Annotated in this window: 19 protein-coding genes; 12 read left to right on the top strand and 7 right to left on the bottom strand. The window is 32.3% G+C overall.

The annotated features are described in order from the left end of the window. Nucleotides 1-148: 148 nt before the first annotated feature. The 10 genes from gltX to CRN91_RS06425 all read left to right on the top strand — a co-directional run bounded on the left by gltX (nt 149) and on the right by CRN91_RS06425 (nt 8,974). Nucleotides 149-1,534 (top strand): glutamate--tRNA ligase, encoded by a 1,386-nt coding sequence (gltX, locus tag CRN91_RS06470; RefSeq protein WP_114115619.1) that lies wholly within the window; start codon nt 149-151, stop codon nt 1,532-1,534. A 28-nt stretch (nt 1,535-1,562) separates the two neighbouring features. Next, the gene (locus tag CRN91_RS06465; protein ID WP_114115618.1) at nt 1,563-2,501 is read left to right on the top strand and encodes an AEC family transporter; all 939 of its coding nucleotides are present in this window, start codon (nt 1,563-1,565) and stop codon (nt 2,499-2,501) included. A gap of 130 nt (nt 2,502-2,631) precedes the next feature. Beyond that, a complete protein-coding gene (trxA, locus tag CRN91_RS06460; protein ID WP_114115617.1) occupies nt 2,632-2,958 on the top strand; it encodes a thioredoxin TrxA in 327 nt (108 codons plus the stop codon). 115 nt (nt 2,959-3,073) lie between these two features. Then, nucleotides 3,074-4,336 carry a transcription termination factor Rho gene (rho, locus tag CRN91_RS06455; RefSeq protein ID WP_114115616.1) on the top strand — a complete coding sequence of 421 codons (1,263 nt, stop codon included), beginning with the start codon at nt 3,074-3,076 and terminating at the stop codon, nt 4,334-4,336. A 39-nt stretch (nt 4,337-4,375) separates the two neighbouring features. After that, the gene (gene lptF / locus CRN91_RS06450; RefSeq protein ID WP_114115615.1) at nt 4,376-5,542 is read left to right on the top strand and encodes an LPS export ABC transporter permease LptF; all 1,167 of its coding nucleotides are present in this window, start codon (nt 4,376-4,378) and stop codon (nt 5,540-5,542) included. Continuing rightward, nucleotides 5,535-5,921 (top strand): preQ(1) synthase, encoded by a 387-nt coding sequence (gene queF, locus CRN91_RS06445; RefSeq protein WP_114115614.1) that lies wholly within the window; start codon nt 5,535-5,537, stop codon nt 5,919-5,921. The genes lptF and queF overlap by 8 nt, the downstream gene beginning before the upstream one ends. Further along, nucleotides 5,918-7,057: a polynucleotide adenylyltransferase PcnB gene (pcnB, locus tag CRN91_RS06440; protein ID WP_114115613.1), complete on the top strand. Its 1,140-nt coding sequence runs from the start codon at nt 5,918-5,920 to the stop codon at nt 7,055-7,057. The genes queF and pcnB overlap by 4 nt, the downstream gene beginning before the upstream one ends. Next, nucleotides 7,054-7,869 carry an SDR family NAD(P)-dependent oxidoreductase gene (locus CRN91_RS06435; protein ID WP_114116081.1) on the top strand — a complete coding sequence of 272 codons (816 nt, stop codon included), beginning with the start codon at nt 7,054-7,056 and terminating at the stop codon, nt 7,867-7,869. The genes pcnB and CRN91_RS06435 overlap by 4 nt, the downstream gene beginning before the upstream one ends. A 15-nt stretch (nt 7,870-7,884) precedes the next feature. Further along, on the top strand, nt 7,885-8,109 hold the full coding sequence (locus CRN91_RS06430) for an exodeoxyribonuclease VII small subunit (RefSeq protein ID WP_114115612.1): 225 nt from the start codon (nt 7,885-7,887) through the stop codon (nt 8,107-8,109). Continuing rightward, the gene (locus CRN91_RS06425; RefSeq protein ID WP_371412764.1) at nt 8,081-8,974 is read left to right on the top strand and encodes a polyprenyl synthetase family protein; all 894 of its coding nucleotides are present in this window, start codon (nt 8,081-8,083) and stop codon (nt 8,972-8,974) included. Before CRN91_RS06430 ends, CRN91_RS06425 begins: the two co-directional genes overlap by 29 nt. A gap of 3 nt (nt 8,975-8,977) precedes the next feature. On the opposite strand, the gene CRN91_RS06420 is transcribed toward CRN91_RS06425, so the two are convergent. Genes CRN91_RS06420 through CRN91_RS06390 form a run of 7 tightly spaced genes read right to left on the bottom strand, consistent with a single transcriptional unit; the run spans nt 8,978 to nt 15,704 of the window. Beyond that, nucleotides 8,978-9,922 (bottom strand): beta-ketoacyl-ACP synthase III, encoded by a 945-nt coding sequence (locus tag CRN91_RS06420; protein ID WP_114115611.1) that lies wholly within the window; start codon nt 9,920-9,922, stop codon nt 8,978-8,980. 11 nt (nt 9,923-9,933) lie between these two features. Then, on the bottom strand, nt 9,934-10,956 hold the full coding sequence (gene plsX, locus CRN91_RS06415) for a phosphate acyltransferase PlsX (protein ID WP_114115610.1): 1,023 nt from the start codon (nt 10,954-10,956) through the stop codon (nt 9,934-9,936). A gap of 9 nt (nt 10,957-10,965) precedes the next feature. After that, complete coding sequence (rpmF, locus tag CRN91_RS06410; protein ID WP_114115609.1) at nt 10,966-11,166, bottom strand: 50S ribosomal protein L32; 201 nt, start codon at nt 11,164-11,166, stop codon at nt 10,966-10,968. 3 nt (nt 11,167-11,169) lie between these two features. Further along, nucleotides 11,170-11,697: a YceD family protein gene (locus CRN91_RS06405; RefSeq protein ID WP_114115608.1), complete on the bottom strand. Its 528-nt coding sequence runs from the start codon at nt 11,695-11,697 to the stop codon at nt 11,170-11,172. A 49-nt stretch (nt 11,698-11,746) separates the two neighbouring features. Next, nucleotides 11,747-12,493, bottom strand: a complete 747-nt coding sequence (gene rlmB, locus CRN91_RS06400) for a 23S rRNA (guanosine(2251)-2'-O)-methyltransferase RlmB (protein WP_114115607.1) — start codon at nt 12,491-12,493, stop codon at nt 11,747-11,749. Nucleotides 12,494-12,510: 17 nt separating this feature from the next. Further along, entirely contained in the window at nt 12,511-13,356 is an 846-nt protein-coding gene (locus tag CRN91_RS06395) for a peptidylprolyl isomerase (RefSeq protein WP_254424926.1), read from the bottom strand. Between the two features lie 32 nt (nt 13,357-13,388). After that, nucleotides 13,389-15,704, bottom strand: a complete 2,316-nt coding sequence (locus CRN91_RS06390) for an LPS-assembly protein LptD (RefSeq protein ID WP_114115605.1) — start codon at nt 15,702-15,704, stop codon at nt 13,389-13,391. A gap of 283 nt (nt 15,705-15,987) precedes the next feature. Between CRN91_RS06390 and hflK the strand changes: the two genes are divergently transcribed. Both hflK and hflC read left to right on the top strand, forming a co-directional pair. Then, nucleotides 15,988-17,145: an FtsH protease activity modulator HflK gene (gene hflK / locus CRN91_RS06385; protein ID WP_114115604.1), complete on the top strand. Its 1,158-nt coding sequence runs from the start codon at nt 15,988-15,990 to the stop codon at nt 17,143-17,145. Further along, on the top strand, nt 17,145-18,002 hold the full coding sequence (gene hflC / locus CRN91_RS06380; protein WP_114115603.1) for a protease modulator HflC: 858 nt from the start codon (nt 17,145-17,147) through the stop codon (nt 18,000-18,002). The genes hflK and hflC overlap by 1 nt, the downstream gene beginning before the upstream one ends.

Genomic DNA, 18,002 nt, shown 5'->3' with positions numbered 1-18,002 from the left:
TTGAGCATAAGAATATTATTATATCAGTGTAAAATTAACTAAGGTTTTGATTTATTTGATAAGAAAAATGCTACTTCAAAATTAATCAAATTATTTCAAAAATCATTTAATAATAAGATATTTATTTTTCAATCAAAAATCATAGTAAATGAAATCACGATTTGCCCCTTCTCCAACAGGCTATTTACATATTGGAGGAGCTAGAACAGCTCTTTTTGCATGGTTATGGGCAAAGAAAAATAATAGTAAATTTGTTCTTAGGATTGAGGATACAGATAAAGACCGTTCAACTAAGGCTTCAACTGATGCAATTCTAGAGGGTATGAGGTGGCTCGATTTAGATTATGACGAAGGCCCGATATATCAAAGCAATAGAATAGGTCGTTACAAAGAAGTAATTTCAGACCTTCTCTCAAATGGAAATGCATATTACTGCGATTGTTCAGTTGAGCGCCTAGATGGGATGCGTGATGATTTAATGGAAAGAGGTGAGAAACCAAAATACGACGGATGTTGCAGAAATAAGAACTTAAAAAAAGGAGTTGTTAGATTTTTGAATCCAGATTTAGGAAGTGTAACTTTTAATGACTATGTTAAAGGTGAAATTAAAATTTTAAACTCTGAGCTTGATGATTTAATAATTTTAAGGTCTGATGGATCTCCAACATATAATTTTTGTGTTGTTGTTGATGATCATGATATGGGCATTGATTGTGTAATAAGGGGCGATGATCATATTAATAATACTCCTAAGCAGATAAATCTTTATGAGTCCATGGGTTGGCTTCCTCCTAAATTTGCTCATGTTCCAATGATATTGGGGGCAGATGGCTCACGCTTATCAAAAAGACATGGAGCTCTTAATTTGTTATCATATCGAGACCAAGGCTTCCTTCCTAAAGCGCTTCTTAATTACATTGTAAGGTTAGGTTGGTCTTATGGAGATCAGGAGATTTTTTCAATAGATGAAATGATTAAACTTTTTGATTTAAATGATATCAATAACTCACCAGCAAGTTTTAATCAAGAGAAGTTAGAGTGGATTAATCAGTCATACATAAAAACAACTGAAATTAATGAGCTTGTTTCTCATCTTAATTGGTATTTAGATGAACTTTCAATTGATATAACTAATGGGCCTAATATAAATGATGTGGCAGATGCTTTGAGAGAGCGCTCAAAATCTATGGTAGATATGGCACAAAATTGCACAATTTTTTATACTGACTTTAATAGTTTTGACCAAAATCAAGCTAGCAAATTTTTTAATGCTGATTCAAAGATTATTCTTGATGATTTATTAAGCATCCTAACTAAACTGGATAACTGGACTGCTGAGAATATTCATTTAATCATAAAAAATATCACTGACACTAGAGGTATTGGCTTTGGTAAAGTTGGTCAACCATTTCGTTTAGCTTTAAGTGGAGACGGTAAATCTGGAAGCATAGATATGACTGCTCAATTGATTGGAAAAGAAAGAACTTTAGCAAGATTAAAAATGGCAATTGTCTGGATTAATAATAATTCTTAAGAATTTTTTTTAACTAATTAAAATAAATGTGTTTTCAAACTTTTTTGAAATTTTCTTACTTATATCACCAGTTTTTATTTTAATAATTCTTGGTAATATTCTGCGAAGGGTCGGTGTTCCAGATGTATCTTTCTGGGATGTTAATGATAAGCTTGTTTATTGGGTTTTAATACCTGCTTTATTATTTCATGAAATAGCTCAAATTAATCTAACCATATCTATGCTTTATGCATATGGTGCTGTAATATTGGGTGGTTTAGCAGTAGTAACAATAGTATCAATTTTTTTTGGTAAGTTTCTTGGATATTCTCCAGAAATATGGACCTCTATGCTTCAGGGTGCTGCAAGACATAATGCATTCATTGCTCTTGCAATTGCGGGCAGTCTTTTTGGTAATGAAGGTTTAGCAATTGGTGCTGTATTTATGCTTTTGTATGTTCCAAGCATAAATATAGTAGTAATATCAATTATGGTTGCAAGTTTAAATCAACCTGGAAAAAATAGCTCTCAAAAAAGTATTATCAATATATTTGTTGAATTGACAAAAAACCCCTTTATATTGGCAATGATCGCGGGTTTAATTTTTTCAACAATTGATTCAGAAAACTTAATTATTATTGATGAGACTTCTAGCCTTCTTGGTGCTGCAGCATTACCAATTATGCTTTTAACAATAGGTGCTAAGATAAAAGTAAGGGAGCTTTCACTATCAATTACACCAATTTTTATTTCAAATTTTCTTAAATTAATTGCTTTTCCAGTAATTGCTTATTTCATTTCAAAAGGTATGGGTTTAAGTCAGATAGAAATTATTGTTGCAGTTATATTTGCTTCTGTTCCAACTGCAGCTTCATCTCATGCTCTAGCAAAACAATATGGAGGAGATGCTCAGTTAATGACGAGCATTGTTACAACACAAGTAGCATTATCTTTCATCACAATTCCTCTTCTTTTATCTTTGATCTAAAAGAATTAGCATTTAAATTTTTTTATGAATTAAACAATTTTTTTAAAAAAATAGATTTATTGATGATAAGTGCTATAATACAACCAAGAATTTATTCAATTCCATCAACAATCCATTATTTTTATAATACATGAACGACAAAATTAAAGTAGTCAGTGACGCTTCTTTTGAGGCTGATGTAGTAAGTTCCTCTCAACCTGTTTTAGTTGATTTTTGGGCTGAATGGTGTGGACCATGCAAAGCGCTTGCCCCAGTTCTTGATGAAATTGCTGATGAGTATGATGGCCGTATTACTATAGCAAAGGTTAACGTAGATGAGAATACACAATTGCCACCAAAATATGGTATCAGAGGCATACCTACTATGTTGTTATTTAAAGATGGTATAGTTCATGCAACAAAAGTTGGTGCGCTTTCAAAGGCGAACTTAAATGCTTTTTTGGATTCAAATATTTAAATAATAATAAAATTATCTTATAACTATTTCCTAGAAAAAAATAAAAATAAATCTCAGTTAAACTTACTATCCCTTCTTCGGCAATTTGCCAAAAAACTCACTATAAAAATCCTATATGAAACTTTCAGAACTTAAAATTAAGACCCCTGCAGAACTTTTAGAACTTGCTCAATCCCTAGGCATTGAAAATATTTCAAGAGCAAAAAAACAAACATTAATTTTTTCAATACTAAAACATAAGGCTGATAATGAAGAAGAAGTGCTTGGTGATGGTGTGCTTGATGTTTTACAAGAAGGGTATGGTTTTTTAAGATCGTCAAATGATTCTTATGTTTCGGGTCCAGATGATATCTATGTATCTCCTAATCAAATAAGACGATTTAATTTATCCACTGGAGATGTTGTAACTGGAAAGATTAGAGCCCCTAAAAAAGGTGAAAAATATTTTGCTTTAATTAAAGTTTCAGAAGTTAATGAAGATTCACCTGAAAATATCAGAAATCGTATTCCTTTTTCTTCTCTTACTCCACTTCACCCTGATCAAAGACTCAAATTAGAGCTTGGAAATGGCGGTACTGAAGATATTACTGCAAGAGTTATTGATTTAGTGGCACCTTTTGGAAAAGGTCAGAGAGGTCTATTGGTGGCTCCTCCAAAAGCGGGTAAGACAATGATCATGCAAAATATTGCATCATCAATTGCAGTTAACCATCCCGAATGTGAATTAATAGTTCTGCTTATTGATGAGCGACCAGAAGAAGTTACTGAGATGGAAAGAACTGTTCGTGGAGAGGTTATTTCTTCAACTTTTGATGAGCCAGCTAAAAGACATGTCCAGGTTGCTGAAATTGTTATTCAAAAAGCGAAAAGACGAGCAGAGCAAGGCAAGGATGTAATTATTTTACTTGATTCAATTACTCGTCTAGCAAGAGCATATAACACCGTTGCTCCATCGTCAGGAAAGGTTTTGACAGGTGGTGTTGATGCAAATGCTTTACAAAGACCAAAGCGTTTTTTTGGTGCAGCAAGAAATATTGAAAATGGCGGGAGTATTACTATAATTGCAACTGCATTAGTAGATACTGGATCTAAAATGGACGAAGTTATTTACCAAGAATTTAAGGGTACTGGAAATATGGAATTACATCTTGAGCGTCGACTTTCAGAAAAAAGAATTTTTCCTGCTATTAATATTAATGCTTCAGGCACTAGACGTGAAGAGTTAATTACTGATGAACAAGAACTTCAAAAAATGTGGATTTTAAGAAAAATTCTCCATCCTATGGATACAGTTGAGGCTGCTGAATTTTTAATAGAGAGGTTGCGTTTTTCTAAGACCAATGATGAATTCTTTGACTCTATGAAGCAAAAGAAGTAATACTTCACTTAATAATGAAGCTATTTTATAATTATCGTAATGCTTCATAAGATTTTTAATTTTCAAAACACCTTAATTTCGAAATATTTAATTCGAAATTTAATCATTTTCTTTTTTGGTATTACTTTTATTATTGCACTAATAGTATTTGGTAATCAATATGTATTAACGGTTCAAGAAAGTGTTCAACATGGAATTCCCATTCAAGAACTAATGCCATTAGTAGGTTTAAATATGCTTAGGGATATTCCAATAATACTTACTTTATCTTTATTTTTATCAATTATTATCTCAATATCTCAGTTGTATAAAAACTCTGAAGCTGTAGTAATGAATTCAATAGGAATTGGAGATAAAAACTTTATCTCGTTGATACAACCAATAATTGTTTTTTCATTTGTCATTGTTTTAATTTTAAGTATTTTTGCAGTTCCTTGGGCAAAACAACAAAAAAGTATTGAAGAAGACAAAACTATAAATGCTTCAGAGTTTTCATTTATTTCCGAAGGAAAATTTGAATCTTTCAAGAATGGAGATATTGTTTTTTATGCATCTGAGTCAGAAAATATTAATGCTGCCAATGAACAAAATATGGAAGAGATTTTTATTTATGCAATTGATAATGAAAATACAATAATAGTTTTAGCATCTAAGGCTACAAAATATGTAGATAACATCAGTAAAAGTATATATCTTCGATTAAAGGATGGGGTTAGGTATCAAGGTTTGCCTGGAAGTGATAATATCAATATACTTGAATTTGAATTATATGACTTAGAGATAGTTTCTGGAGAAGTTCAGAAATCAATTTCTGACTTTTCTGAAATTGAAGAAAAGTCTACTCTCGAATTAATTAAGGAAGGTGGGCCATTAGCTAATGCAGAAGTTCAGTGGAGATTTTCCCAGCCAATTTCAGTTTTAATTCTATCTATATTGGGTGTTTATTTAGGTAGGTCCTCGCCAAGAACTGGAAAGGGTATAAATATTTTAATTGGCTTAGTTTTTTTTATGTTGTATAACAATGGACTTTTAATCGCTAAAACATCTATTGAAAATAATGAATTAAATCCATTTATAGGCTTGTGGAGTATTCATATATTGTTAGCTATATTCTTAATAATATTTTCTCAGTTTAGAGAGGGAAAAGTTCTCCCAATTATTGATAAAATAACTACTTTTAATAATAAAGATAAAGGCCATGTCTAGTTCCCCAAGTAAGATTTTAGAGGTTTTTGATAATCCCAATACTGATAGAGACTTTGTAATACGAATAGATACATCAGAATTCACCTGCCTGTGTCCTTTAACTGGACAGCCAGATTTTGCGGATATTTTTATTGAATATATTGCTGATAAGCGTTGTGTTGAACTTAAAGCTTTAAAAAATTACTTTTGGTCTTATCGTAATGAAGGCGCTTTTCATGAAGCTGTTACTAATAAAATTTTAGATGATTTAGTAGATGTTCTTGACCCTCGATTTATAAGATTAAAGGCAGTTTTTAATGTCCGTGGTGGAGTCTACACCAATGTCGAATGCGAGCATCGTCAAAACGGTTGGACCCCAAGAGATTTAGTTACTTTATGATTCCATTTCGTCAAAGTGTTAAATTTGATAAAAAATTAATTGATAAAGATGCTTTAAAAGTAGTTAAAACTTTAGTAAAAAATGGCTACGAGGCATATTTAGTCGGTGGTTGTATTAGAGATTTATTATTAGGCCTCAAACCAAAAGACTTCGATATTGCTACTAGTGCAACCCCTGAGCAAATTCATAAAGTATTTAAGCGCTCAAGAATAATTGGAAGACGCTTTAAGCTGGTCCATATTATGTTCTCTGCAAGAAAGTATATTGAGGTTGCTACTTTTCGAGCTGGAAAAGTAAAAACATCAAATAAAGGTCAAGTTATTAGAGATAATTTTTATGGCTCATTAAAAGATGATGTATTTCGACGAGACTTTACTGTTAATGCACTTTATTATGATGTTGTGAAATTTCAAGTTATTGATTATGTTAATGGTCTTGAGGACCTAAAGGCTTCCCAAATTAACATAATAGGTAGAGCATCTGAGCGTTTTGAAGAGGATCCTGTAAGAATGATTAGAGCGATTCGTTTTAAAGTTAAATTAGAGGCAGACCTTAATCCTGAAATTTCAAAAAACATTAATAGTAATGCTTATTTACTAAAAAATATCCCTCCAGCCAGGCTATATGAAGAAGTAATAAAATTGTTTCATAATGAGAACTCTATTGGAGTTTATAAAGAACTTTTAAAGTTTGAATTATTTAATTTTTTATTTTCTCAAACTGAAGATAGCCTGTTTATTAATAGTACTTTAATTAATACCTCAAAAAGAATCAAAAGGGGGGATTCTGTAACCCCAGCTTTTTTATTTGCTGTTTTTCTTTGGGATGCCCAAAAAAAATGTTTATCCTCCCTAAGTATTAAAAATAAAACTCAGATCGAGCTAATGGTTATTGCCTCAGAAGAAGTTATTAGAAAGCAGATTCAACAAATAATGATGCCTAAATGGCTTTCTCAACGTGTCAAAGATATTTGGTTGATGCAAAAGCAATTAGAAAATTGTAATGATAACAAAGCAAATGAACTACTTAATCATCCAAGATTTCGAATGGCTTACGATTTTTTATTATTGCGTTCAGAGAGTATTAATCCTGAATTAAAAAAAAGGGCTAAGTTTTGGACAAATCTTCAAAAATAAAATCTGTATTAATTACTGGTTGTTCTAGTGGAATAGGACTATGTATTGCTCATGGGCTTCAATCAAAAGGCTATCGAGTATTTGCAAGTGCCAGGAACCAAGAAGATGTTAAAGAGTTAAGAAAATTAGGTTTTGATGCATTATTATTAGATTTATCCTCATCAAGCTCTATAAAAGCCGCAATTATGTCTCTTTTTAATCAAACAGAGAATCTTTATGCTTTAATTAATAATGGTGCTTATGGACAAGCTGGTGCCCTTGAGGATATCTCACGTGAAGCTCTTGAGAAACAATTCCAAGCTAATGTTTTTGGATGGCATGAGTTAACTAATTTAGTCTTACCTAAAATGAGGAAAGAAAATAAAGGGAGAATTATATATATTAGTTCAGTATTAGGTTTTGTTGCAATGCCTTTTAGGGGGTCATATGTTGCCTCAAAGTTTGCAATTGAGGGATTAGTAAATACTTTAAGATTAGAATTAAAAGATACTTATATTAAATTATCTCTAATACAACCTGGCCCTATTGAGTCAAAGTTTAGGGAAAATGCATTTTTAGCCTTTAAAGAAAATGTAGATATAACTAATAGTAACTTCAAAGAGCAATATAAAGTAATGATTAGAAGGTTGAATTCAAAAAAAAATGCAAAATATACGTTACCTGCTAAAGCAGTTTTAAAGGCTACTATTCATGCTTTAGAATCTAATTCGCCCAAAATTCATTATCGAGTAACCTTTCCAACAAAATTATTTGCTTTCTTAGGTAGAATATTACCAAGTTCTTGGATGGATTCTATTTTGAATAAAGTATGAAGTTGAGGAGAAAAAATGTCAGATAAATTTAATTTTAATAAGGGTTTACTGGAGCTCGAAAATATTATTAGTAAGATGGAATCTGGGGAGTTAAGTCTTGAAGATTCGCTTAAAAATTTTGAAGAGGGTGTGAAGATTCATAGAAAATGCCATACTGCATTAATGGACGCTGAACAACGTATAAATATCCTAACTGAACAAGATAATTACAATGAAGAAAAGTCATTTGGAGATTCTTGATATTTATCGAGAGCGGATTAATAATCAACTCGAGCTCCATCTGAGTTCAAATTTCATTGAAGAGTCTTCCAAAAGTGATCTTGGAAGTATCATGAAATATAGTGTTTTAGCAGGTGGAAAACGCTTTAGACCAATACTCACTTACACCATAGCTAGCTTGTTTGGCATTAAGCTTGAAAAAGTTGATAAAAGTGCCTGTGCGATTGAATTAATTCATATTTATTCTCTTATTCATGATGATTTACCCGCAATGGATGATGATGATATTAGGCATAATCAACCATCATCACATAAGGTATTTGGTGAGGCTCAAGCTATATTAGCAGGAGACGCATTACAAGCTCTAGCTTTTAAAGTAATATCTAGTGATGAATTACTAGACTCGGATGTTAAAGTTAGTTTGTTAAATTTATTAGCAATATCCTCTTATGAAATGGCTGATGGCCAATCAATTGATTTGTCAATAGTATCCAAGGATGTTGATATATTGTTACTCAACAGCATGCACAAAAAGAAAACTGGGGCACTGATAAATTGTGCAGTTAATTTCGGTGTTCTTTTAAATCCTAATATAAGACAAGAAGATTCAATAATACTATCCAATTTTGCAAGCAAGATTGGGCTTGCTTATCAGGTTCAAGACGATGTATTAGATATAACAACTTCTGTAGATATTTTGGGAAAACGACAAAATTCGGATGCTATAAAGAGAAAGCCTTCATATCCATCTATTTTGGGTTTAGATGAGTCAATTAAAATATATAAAAAGCTTTACAAAGAGGCTCTTGAAGAAATATCTAAATTAAGTGTCAATGAAGAGCAGTTAAAAGATTTAACGAAAAAATTAATGCAACGTTCTTTTTAATCTTTAGTATTCAACAAGAATACTACCCCAACTGAAGCCACCCCCAATTCCTTCAAAAAGTAATTTATCCCCTTTTTTAATTCTACCATCCCTTACTCCAACATCCAATGCCAAAGGTATAGATGCTGCGGAGGTATTTCCATGCTTTTCAAGTGTTAGAATTACTTTACTCATTGGTAAAGATATTCTTTTTGCAACAGCACTAATGATTCTAATATTGGCTTGATGAGGAATCATCCATGTTAGATCGTCTGAAGTCATACTACAATTTTTTAAAGTTTCTTCTGCGAGATCAGCCAGCCTTTTAACTGCAATCTTATAAACTTCGTTTCCAGCCATTTCAATAGTACCTATTTCATTAATTCTATTGTTATTTACATGAAGTGAAGATAAGTGGGAACCATCACTATAAAGTTTTGAGTGCATTATTCCTGAAGTACTATCTGCACTAAGAACAACTGCACCAGCACCATCACCAAATATTATTGCTGTAGAGCGATCGCTCCAATCTACAATTTTTGACATAATTTCACTACCAACAACGAGTATATTTTTTGCAGTACCATTCTCAATATATTGCTGAGCAGTTTGAAGTGCAAAAACAAACCCAGCACAAACAGCTTGCATGTCAAAAGCTGGACAAGTAGCACCAAGTTGATGCTGAAGTATTGTTGCTGTTGCAGGGAAAATCTTATCCGGAGTAGTTGTTGCAAGAATGATAATATCAATTTCAGTAGCACTAATTTCTGCCATTTCTAGGGCTTTTTTACTAGCCTCAAATGCGAGGTCACAAGTGCTTTCATTTGTTACTATCCGTCTCTCTTTGATGCCTGTCCTAGAGCTTATCCACTCATCAGAAGTGTCCAGTGTTTTTTCTAAATCGAAATTAGTGACTATTTTGGCTGGTAAATAACTACCAGTTCCTATAATTCTTGCAAAATTTTTCATTAGATAATAATTTATTTATGTTGTTCTAATTCACGAGTTAATTGAACTGAAATCTTATCTGTAATTTTAGCATGTGCCTCAAGATAGGCTTCCCTTATTGCCTGAAAAAAAGAATCAATGTCTGCATTACCATGACTCTTAACAACTACACCTTTTAAGCCAAGTAAGCTTGCACCATTGTATTTTCCAGGATCAACTCTGGACTTAAAATCATTCATGACAGGTTTAGCAATAAGCGCAACAAATTTTGTGTATAAATTTTTAGTGAAGGATTTCTTAATGAAGTGAGAAAACATATGAGCAACACCTTCGCTTGCTTTTAAAGCAATATTACCCTCAAAGCCATCACAAACAATAACATCTACTTTGCCTTTATAAATATCATCGCCTTCAACAAAACCAATATAATTGAGAGAGGATTTTTTTAGAAGTTCAGCAGTTTCTTGACTTTTATCATTGCCCTTTAGTTCTTCTGTTCCAACATTTAATAAGCCAACACTTGGATTATCAATTTTTTCAGTATTTTGAACTGCAATAGAACCCATGATTGCAAATTGAAGCAAGGTTTCTGGTTTTGAGTCAACATTCGCACCCAAATCAAGAACGTGTGTTGGCCCAGTGAGAGTTGGAACAGCTGACATAATTGCAGGACGATCCACACCATCAATTGTTTTTAGAACAAATCTTGATATCGACATTAGGGCTCCTGTATTTCCAGCACTAACACATGCATCTGCCTTACCATTTTTAACTAGATTAATTGCAACCCGCATAGAAGAATCTTTTTTATGTCTTAACGCAGTTGAAGCTGAATCATCCATATGAATAACTTCAGTAGAATGAGTCACATCTATTCGATTCAATAAAGATTGATTTAAATTACTTTTATTAAGATGTAAGGTGATTTTTTTTTCATCACCAACTAGATTGATATAAAGATCATTAAACGAGTTTAATGCTTTAATACTTGCATTGACGGTAACAGGAAAACCAAAATCACCACCAGAGGCATCTATTGATACCTTTATAGACATTAGTCTAACCTAGCCTTCTACTTCTTCAATTTCTTCAGGAGCTGACTTAATAACCTGCTTACCACGATAGTATCCATCAGCAGTAATATGATGCCTTAGATGAGTTTCACCTGTTTCTTGGTCTTCAGATAATGCAGGATTTTTTAATGCATTATGAGATCGACGCATACCTCTTTTTGAAGGTGTTTTTCTACTTTTTTGAACTGCCATTTCTTACTCCTTGCCATCATTGGCTATTTTAATATTTTTTAAAATAATAAAAGGGTTTTCTCTATTTTCTTCTACTACTTCATCTTTATTTATTATTAGATTGCAATTAAAGTCATGAGAGGGCGCCATTGGGATTGATAAAAGAATTTCATCAGTAATTATATCGATAGTTAATAATTCTTCTTCTTCCTCTTTGGTTACATATAACTCATAACTAGAATCTAATCCTTCAGCTTGCTGCTCATGCCTGACAAATGCTAATTTAAAATCAACCTTTAATTCTATTGGAAGTGCTTCTAAGCAGCGCTGACAATCTAAAATAATATTTAAATTAATTATCCCCTTTATGCATGGTGTTTTATTATTTTCTAAATAAAATGATAAATCAACCTTAACGTTATCTTCCTTATTCCTAGCAATTTCACTTATTCTAGGAAGCGAAGAAATTTTATATACTCCCCCTAAGCTTCTCTCTTTCTTTGCAAAGTTAAATAATTTAATAACCTTAGGAAGCTGATTATTGTTTTCCATTATCTAAATTCTAAAGCGAAAATATTTTACATGAAAGTTCTAATATTTTTCAACTAGTTTTTCTCTGCCTCATACTCTCAAAAAGTGCAATACCAGTAGCTACAGATACATTAAGGCTTTCGATATTTCCTGACATTGGGATAATTACAAGCTGATCGCATGTTTTTTTAATTAATTGTCTAATTCCCTTTCCTTCTGAACCCATTACTATGGCGATTGAGTCAACAAGATTTACATCATATATTGTGGTTTTTGCGTTACCATCAAGTCCAATAACCCAAAGACCTTCTTTTTGGATGGCTTTAATAGTTCTCACTATATTAGTTACTAGAAAAATTTGAAGGCTGTTTATAGCTCCAGTAGAGGCTTTATAGACTAATGAATTTATTGGCGCAGATCCGTCTTTGTTGATTATAACAAAATCAACACCAGCCGCATTTGCACTTCTTAGACAAGCGCCTAAGTTTCGAGGGTCTTGAATAGAGTCAAGAATAAGTATCAAGGGTTTTTTTGAAGAATTTTTAATAGATTCAATTAAGATTTTCTCTCCAGGAAATGTTGGCATGATAATCTCAGACATAACGCCTTGATGAGTTTCACCATTTGATAATTGATCAAGTTTATTCTTATCAACCTTTAAAATACTTATTTTTTGTAGAGCAAGATCATCTAATAAGCTTAAAACTCGCTTATCATCCCTTCCAATTTGAATGAATACTTTTAAGACTAGTTCGGGAGATGATTTTAAAATACTTTCAAGTGAATGAAAGCCAAATATTTTTAATGATTTAGACATAAATAATAAGAATATTTTTAAAGTTTTTCTTCATAGATTTTAATGAAAGCATTTTCTCTAAGACTGCTAACCCAATTAAAATAAAATTCTTCAGCATTAACATATATTAACTCTTCTTCACACTTTCCTAGTTTACTACTTATAAATCTCTCATCAATCTTGATTGCAATTGCATAACCAAAATCTGTTAAATAGATTTTTGAAACTTTATTTTCTTTAAGTTCAGCTAAGATTTTCATAGTTTGAGTATTAACTGTAAGCCAGTCTGTAACTCCCCCATTTAAATAACTAGGATGTTGAGAGTGAAGTTTTGCAAAAGTCTCAAAAGAGGCCCCCTTGCTAATATGATTAGAGATCTTATTTAAAAAAGATTTAATTTCGACTTCTTTCTCTTTGTCGTTAGTAATTTTATTATCTAATTCTGAGATGATAATCTGAGCTATTTTGATTTGTTTTAAGTCTTTTTCAGAATTTTTCTTTGAACATTGAATGAAAATTTCCTCAGGAGAAATTACTAAATCTTTAGTAATAAATCTTTGTAAGTTAAGAATAGATATTTTTTCATAAACTTCTTTTTCTATTAAAAAAAAATCAGGATATGAGCGAAGCTGATCTATAGTAATATGATTATTATTTGCAATATCTTGTAATGTCAAATCAACATCTTTTTGCAAGGCACTTACCTGAAACTCTTTAGCCTTTTCAAGCTGAAGAAGAATATCAATATGTTCTTTTATAATTAAAATTTTTTCCTCAGAAGATTTAGAGTCAATAATTTTATTTTCAATTGATTTATATGAAATAGCTTTATTATTAACTATCGCAATAAGACTATTATTTGCATTTACAGCAGATATATTCAAAAAAAGAAAAAAAAGAGCAATAACCCTTGTCATTATCTAAGTTTGGCTGAATATCCTGGAATGTTGTTTTCTATTTTTCGCTTGAGTGGAGATGCAGTTGACCCAAGGCCTTTAAGAACTAATTCAAAGCCAGTACTGTAATTATAATTTGTGCCGCCATTATGTGCTTTGAAGTGAGCAACCCTAAACGCCCAGCAACAAGATTCATAAGCTAGACCAGTAGTTTCTGAATTAGTAATACCTGTGGAGGTAGTTTTATCAAGCCCACCAAAAAAGTGAATAGAGTCAGTTATAGGATAAGAGCCATATAGCTTCTCTGTTTCAACTGTACCCTCGTCACTTAAGCTTAAAGTTATAAACTTTTTATCATTTGATTTATAAGTTATGCTATTTAAACTTCTAGTAATCTTAAATTTTTTAGGATCGAATTGAGCAGAATTACTTATAGTATATTTACCTAGTGAGGTATCAATTGAGGCTGCAATATCAGAGTATGATCTCCTAGTTTCATAGTTAGTATTAGAAGTGTCACTAACAACTTCATCATCAGTATAAAAGCTTTGCGCAATTTTCATATTTAAGAGATCTTTGTCGTCATCTAATGCATCAATCTTTCTATAGCTCGACTCAAGACTCAAAGTGAAGTCGTTGGCATTGGTAATCCTATCAAGGCCGGAGTATCTCTCACCAGAGGTAAGGTCAGCAAAGGAAATAATATCAGTGTATTTATCCTCGGTATCGAAAATCGGTATGTTTCCTTGAACTTTTTTAGCGCGGTAATTATATGTAATCAAAGGAGAAATGCGGTGATTTACTTCATAACCAAAAATACTGTTAGGCTTATTAGTCGTGAAGTCAATATTTAATCCTGATCCAAAGATCGTTCGGTTAATATTAGGACTGTTTTTGAGCGAGTATTTAGTAAGATTAATGTTTGCATTTGGCGTAATAACTGGATATTTAATAGCAAAAGGCCTTGAAATACTGAGGTTTCCATTAGTTCTTGTGCCGGACTCTTTAGTGCTGAGGTCATGGGCAAATTTTGTGCTCACAAAGTTTGTTGATATAGTTATGTTGGGGTACTTCCAATCTTCAACTTTTAATTTATTTTTAATTAACTTATTTTTTTCAGACTGGTTATTGTCAATGGTAAAAGTTTTAGAGATTGAGCCTTCGAGTGCTCTGGAATAGACAGGAACGCCAGCATTAATGACTTGATCATCTTCAGTTAAAATTTCTAAAGATAAGCGTTCATCTGCATCCTTAAAAGATAACTTTAAAAAAGACTTAAGTGTTTTATCATTGCTACTTATTCGGGCAATTTCATTAAAGTATTGTGCATCAGATACTCTGAAATATTGGGCACTTAAATGTGTTTTATGATTAATATCCATTTCCTCAGAGAAGTTAATTAACCATCTTTTAAGTTTAGTAATTTTATCTTCTGGAAGATATTTTGTCTCAATTGACCAAATCGAATCTTCATGATCAGGAGAGATTTTTGGTGCAATCAACTTGCGATATTTACCTTCATAAGTTAATCCTCTGCTTGACATCACAGTTAAAGCAAGTAGCAAGTCACGATCAGGCGCTATGTTAAAGTATAAAGGCACTCTGAGACTAGAAGAGTTTTCAGTTGCCCCATTCTCATCATATGATGAGTAACTTGGAGTTAAGAAGCCTGACCCTCTTCCAGAAATTACCCAGCTATATTTAGGAGCATAAAAAATGGGCACACCATAAAATTTGATTATTGCATTATTAGCAATTCCTCTATTTTTATCAATGTTAAGATTAATTTGATCTGCTTCAATTAACCAATCATTTTCATTAACAGGGCATAGGCTGTATGTTGTATTTGTAAGAAGAACGTTGCTTGATGTTTTATAAATACTTTCGGTATTACCATTTGCACCACCAAGCCCTGTAATATAGTCTTGATAATTTGCATTTGTTGCCGTTGTTACTAGATTTTCATCTTCATCTCTAGTTGCCGATAATAAGTCACTAGTTATTAGGTAAGCTTCATCTTGGAATCTAATATTTCCAGTTGCTAATATTGAATCATTTACTGTAGATACCTCAACATTATCAGCTGCAAGATAAAGACTTTCAGAGTTTATTTCAACATCTCCGTTAAGAAGATATGTTCCATCTAGTATTTCACTCTCATCTGCTTCTATATCAAGATTTTCATTATTTGTTGAGAATTCCTCAAGGGGAAAAAGAGTTTGGAAATTAGAGCAGTTTTGGCAGACTGGTTCATTTGGAATACAGCTTAATTGAATGCCTTCGGCATTGGCAGAAGAGATACTTAATAACAAAAGAATAACTAAGTATTTTTTCATGAAAATTACTATTTTAAAAAAAACATCATTTTATCATTATTTATCAACATAAAAATACCCAGATAATTAAACTTATCATTAGATAAATACGACTCTAAATAAATTTATATTGGGTAAAATATTCTTTGGTTTTGGTAAAAAAACTTAAGTAAGTAATCTTTTTTGTACCTGAAGGTTTTATGGGGCTTCTTAAATTTAATATAGATTATCATCAAAGCTTGTTTTTCTTTGCTTTGACCATATCTATATTTTTAGTTTTGATTTAATTTAATAAGGAATTTAAGTGAATAACAAACAAAATGGAGCTGAAATGGCTTGGAACGATAATAATAATCAAACACCTCCTGAGCTTGATGAGGTTATAAAGGATTTTAAAAATAAGTTTAACTCTACATTTGGTGGTAAATCTTCTGGGGGTGCTGGAACAAGTAAAGCTGCTAAAGGAAGTTTAAAGTACTTAGTAATTCTTGCCATAATAGTCTGGCTTTTGACAGGTATTTATATCGTAGACCCTGCTGAAAGAGGTGTGGTCTTAAGATTTGGAGCTTTCCAAGAGTCTACAACTCAGGGACCACACTGGCATATTCCATATCCTGTAGAATCAGTATACAAAATAAATGTGGAACAGATTCGTTCTGCAGAAATTGGTTTTAGAAATGTTCAAAATTCATATAGTGGTGGTGTAAGCTCAGAATCATTAATGCTAACTAAGGATGAGAATATGGTTGACGTTAAGTTGGCAGTTCAATATAAAGTTGCTGATGCTCAAGCATTCTTATTCAATGTATTTCAACCTGAACTTACTCTGAGTCATGTTGTGCAAAGTGTTATCAGACAAGTTGTAGGAGATAATACAATGGACCATGTTTTAACTACTGGTCGTGAACAGGTTGCGCTTGAAGTTAAAAGTGCTTCTCAAGCTCTTCTTAATGAATACAACACTGGATTAATGATTACTGCAGTTACAATGCAGGATGCTCAGCCACCAGTCCAACTTAAAGCTGCCTTTGATGATGTTGTAAAGGCTAGGGAAGATGAACAAAGATATATTAATGAAGCTCGAGCTTATGCAAATGATATTGTTCCGAAGGCTCGTGGTGCAAGTCAGAGGCTTATTGCTGAAGCTGAAGCCTATAAATCAGAAGTAGTTTCAAAGTCTGAAGGTGAAGCTTATCGTTTTACTCAAATCTTAACTGAGTACACAAAGGCTCCTGGTGTTACTAAAGAGAGGTTATATAGAGAAACTCTAGAGGATGTTCTAAGCGACACTAATAAAGTTATTGTTGATTCAAACTCTAATTCTCTTATGTATTTGCCAATTGATCAGTTAATTAATTCTAATAGGGTTTCAAGACCTGCCTCAAATACAAGTACTTATAATCAAACTCCATCTGGACAAAGCTCTGATGGAAGTGTCTTAAGATCAAGGGAGAATAGATAATGAAAAAAATAATTATTGTATTAGCTGTATTGGGATTGATCTTACTAACTTCAAGTTTATATACTGTTAATGAAACACAGGTTGCTATTAAATTAAGACTTGGTGAAATAGTTGCAGTTGAAGATAGTCCAGGACTTAAATTTAAAACACCTTTTGTAAACAATGTAGTCTCATTTGATAAGCGCATTCAGACCCTTGATTCCGCCTCAGAGTCTTTTTTAACTGTTGAAAAGAAAAACGTTATTGTAGATTCATTCGTTAAATGGCGCATTGTTGATACTGAAAAGTTTTACATATCAACGGGTGGAGCTATGTCATCTGCTAACTTAAGGCTTGCTCAGAATAATCAGGATGCACTAAGAACTGAGTTTTCAAAGAGAACTATCATTGAAGTGGTTTCAGAAGAGCGTGAAGCAATTATGGCTAGTGTAAAGAGTAAGCTTAAAAAAATTGCTGAAGATGAATTCGGTATTGAGGTTGTAGATGTTCGTATTAAACGAATTGAGCTAGCTCAGGAAGTCAGAAATTCAGTCTATAGTCGAATGGAGACAGAAAGAAAAAGTATTGCTAATAAATTCCGTTCAGAAGGTGCAGAGGAAGCAGAGAAAATACAGGCTTTTGCAGATAAAGAGAGAACTATCATCTTAGCTGATGCCTATAGAGATTCAGAAAAAATCCGAGGTAATGGAGATGCCATCTCAGCGAGTAATTATGCTGAGGCTTACAGTCAAGATGTAGATTTTTATTCTTTTTATCGTTCTTTAGAGTCATATAAAAAGTCTTTTAGTCAACAAGGTGATATCTTAATACTTAACCCTGACTCTGAATTCTTCCGTTACTTTAACCCATCGGAATAA

This window comes from Candidatus Thioglobus sp. NP1 (assembly GCF_003326015.1).
GTDB classification, from domain to species: Bacteria; Pseudomonadota; Gammaproteobacteria; order PS1; family Pseudothioglobaceae; genus Pseudothioglobus; species Pseudothioglobus singularis_A.
Note: the sequence above shows the minus strand (reverse complement) of the source record. Positions and strands in the feature narration are given on the sequence as shown.